Source organism: Mycobacterium colombiense (assembly GCF_003284975.1).
GTDB classification, from domain to species: domain Bacteria; phylum Actinomycetota; class Actinomycetes; order Mycobacteriales; family Mycobacteriaceae; genus Mycobacterium; species Mycobacterium europaeum_A.
Map to the genome: position 1 here is coordinate 1 of NZ_QMEU01000207.1, position 2870 is coordinate 2870.

3 protein-coding genes and 1 pseudogene are annotated in these 2870 nt (G+C 71.0%); 1 reads left to right on the plus strand and 3 read right to left on the minus strand.

The window, feature by feature from the left end; translation table 11 throughout:
- Both DQP58_RS26375 and DQP58_RS26380 read right to left on the minus strand, forming a co-directional pair.
- Window positions 1-192 (minus strand): annotated as a pseudogene (locus DQP58_RS26375) (isochorismate synthase); the annotation flags it as partial.
- Complete coding sequence (locus DQP58_RS26380; RefSeq protein WP_112710967.1) at window positions 189-779, minus strand: acid phosphatase; 591 nt, start codon at window positions 777-779, stop codon at window positions 189-191. The gene DQP58_RS26380 and the pseudogene DQP58_RS26375, both read right to left, overlap by 4 nt.
- 133 nt (window positions 780-912) lie before the next feature.
- On the opposite strand from DQP58_RS26380, the gene DQP58_RS26385 reads away from it, so the two are divergent.
- Entirely contained in the window at window positions 913-1713 is an 801-nt protein-coding gene (locus DQP58_RS26385) for a ParA family protein (protein WP_112710969.1), read from the plus strand.
- 9 nt (window positions 1714-1722) lie between these two features.
- Here DQP58_RS26385 and DQP58_RS26390 read toward each other — a convergent pair.
- Window positions 1723-2870, minus strand: a 1148-nt coding sequence (locus DQP58_RS26390; RefSeq protein ID WP_112710968.1) for an Rv3212 family protein, incomplete at its 5' end; no start/stop codon positions are given.

Sequence of the window (2870 nt, forward strand, 5' to 3'; positions counted from 1 at the left end):
CCCCAACACAATCGGCGCCTCACCCGAGCGCAGCGCGGCCTGCGCGGCGCCCACGTCGGGGTAGCGGTACCGCACCCCGTCGGCAATCAGGGTGCGCGTCGGCCCGCACAGCGCGAACAGCGGTTCGGGATTGCGCTGCTCGACTCCCTGTCGCGCCGCCGCGCCGCGCGCATCGTCGTCTTCGCGATTCACTGACCGGTCAATCCGAGCGCCCGCAACTGGCGCACTCCGTGTTCGAAACCGCAGACCGCGACCGACGCGGTGATCATGCCGAAGCGGCTGCCCTCCACGAGCGGCAGTTCGACCCAACGGGTGATGACCGCGCGGGAGAAGTGACCGTGGCTGACGAAGACCACGTCGCGCGCTTGCATGTTCTCCAGCGCGGTCGCGACGGCGGCGTCGGCGCGTTCACTGACCCGCGCGACGGTCTCACCGGCCGGACAGCCGTGCGTCCACACCAGCCAATCGGGCACCGTCTCCTGGATCTGCTCCGTGGTCAGGCCCTCGTACGAGCCGTAATCCCACTCGGCCAGCAGCTCGGTCACCTCGTCGACGGTCAGCCCGGCCAGCTGCGCGGTGGTCAGCGACCGCTGCCTCGGGCTGCTGATGACCAGCGGGTCAACGAGTTTGAGCTCGGCGAGCACCCCGCCGGCCAGTTCGGCCTGCGTACGGCCGGCCTCGGTCAGCTCGACCTCGGTGCGGCCGGTGTGCTGGCCGGATTTCGACCACTCGGTCTCGCCGTGGCGCAGCAGCACCAGACGGTGATTGTGCAAGCCCATATCGACCGATTCTGCCGGACGACTCGCGGTGGTTGCGCAGGCCGAAGCGCGCGGCGGGTGAACATGCCAGGATGGCACTGTAAACCGCACGCGACGAGGCAGGTGGGGAGACAGCGATGAGGTGGCGGCGCCGGTGAGTAAGACACGGGTATTGGCGGTGGCCAACCAAAAGGGCGGTGTCGCCAAGACGACCACGGTCGCGTCGTTGGGGGCGGCGTTGGTGGACGAGAACAAGCGGGTGCTGCTGGTCGACCTCGATCCGCAGGGCTGCCTGACCTTCTCGCTGGGCCAAGACCCCGACAAGCTGCCGGTGTCCGTCCATGAGGTGCTGCTCGGCGACGTCGAACCCAACGCCGCCCTCGTCGAGACGGCCGAGGGAATGACGCTGCTGCCGGCCAACATCGACCTGGCCGGCGCCGAAGCGATGCTGCTGATGCGGGCCGGCCGCGAATACGCGCTCAAGCGCGCGCTGGCCAAACTCGGTGACGACTTCGACGTGGTGATCATCGACTGCCCGCCGTCGCTGGGCGTGCTGACCCTCAACGGGCTGACCGCCGCCGACGAGGTCATCGTGCCGCTGCAGTGCGAGACCCTCGCGCATCGCGGGGTCGGCCAGTTCCTGCGCACCGTCGCCGACGTCCAGCAGATCACCAACCCGGAGCTGCGCCTGCTCGGCGCCCTGCCGACGCTGTACGACTCGCGCACCACCCACACCCGCGACGTGTTGCTCGACGTCGCCGATCGCTACAGCCTGCCGGTGCTCGCCCCGCCGATCCCGCGGACCGTGCGGTTCGCCGAGGCCAGCGCCTCGGGCTCGTCGGTGATGGCCGGCCGCAAGAACAAGGGCGCGGTGGCCTACAGCGAGCTGGCGCAAGCGTTGCTCAAGCACTGGAAGAGCGGCAAGCCGCTGCCGACGTTCACCGTCGAGGTGTAGCGGTCGGGGTCAGCCCAGCGCGACCAGCGTGTCGCCGCGCTGCTCGAGAACCCGGGACCCGATCACGGCCGGGAACACCGGTTTGCCGTCCGGCGGGGCGCTGGTCGAACGGTCCACCGGAATGTAGCGTTCGTTGGCGCCGCTGAGCGGGTCGTAGACGCCGATCGCGCCGGTGACCGGCACCAGTAGCCGGCCCGCCATCATCACCCCGGGCCCCAACGGCGCCGTCTTGGCGCCCGCGGCGATGGTGTAGCGCAGCGCCACGGTGTTCGCGTCGAAAACCATCAGCGAATCGCCGGTCCACCAGGTGATCAGGCTGCCGGGGTGGGAGACCGCCGACGTGCGCGACGGCTGCTTGGGCAGCGGGGTGCTCGACACGGTGGCGCCGGTTTCGTCGATCACGTCGACCCGGGGCTGCGGCGCGGGCAGGTACACCGCGGTGGTGTTCTCCGCGACGGCCAGCACCCGGGCGCCCGAATCCGGCGCGATGCCCGGCTCGGCCACCAGGTGTTGCTGCGGTTCGTCGTCGTCCTTGCCCGGGCGCAGCAGCACCAACCGCAGGTCGGCCTGGTTCGCGCAGCTCTCCAGCGCCGAGACCGCCTGTGAGCTGGCCGCGGCCGAGATCAGCCGGCAACCGGAGTGCAGTCCGCGCGTCGACGGCTTCACCCGCGCATCGGTCTCGCCGTACGCCAGCATCCGGACCATGTCCGAGCGCCACAGTTCCAGCCGGGTGTCACCGGCCGACAGCACCGTCATGCCGTCGGAGGACAACCGCACCCGCGGATCGGCGTAACCGCTGCGGGCCGGCCCCCGGCGACCGGTGGAGCCGTCCAGGGTGCTGACCTGCCCGCAGCCGCGCTCGTCGCGGTAGACCCCGACGGCGTAGCGGTACAACCAGGTGACCCCGCACAGGTCGATGTCGCGCGCGTAGCTCCAGCGGGACTGGCCGTTCTCGGGATCGCGCCCGTCGATCCGGCGGCCCGCACCCGTGACGACCTCCCCGCCCGCGACCACCGGGGCCGTGGTGGCCGGACTCGCGGCGCTCCACAGCTGCTTGAGGCCGGCCGGCACCTGCTTGGCCGGGGTTGGGTTGGGTGCGGGGACGGCCGCGGGTCGGCTGGTGGTGGCCCGGGCGTCGCTGGTCCACCAGATCAACG

Bases quoted from the DNA above. Each gene is read 5' to 3' on its own strand.
- DQP58_RS26380 (WP_112710967.1), bottom strand. From the start codon at position 779: ATGGGCTTGCACAATCACCGTCTGGTGCTGCTGCGCCACGGCGAGACC.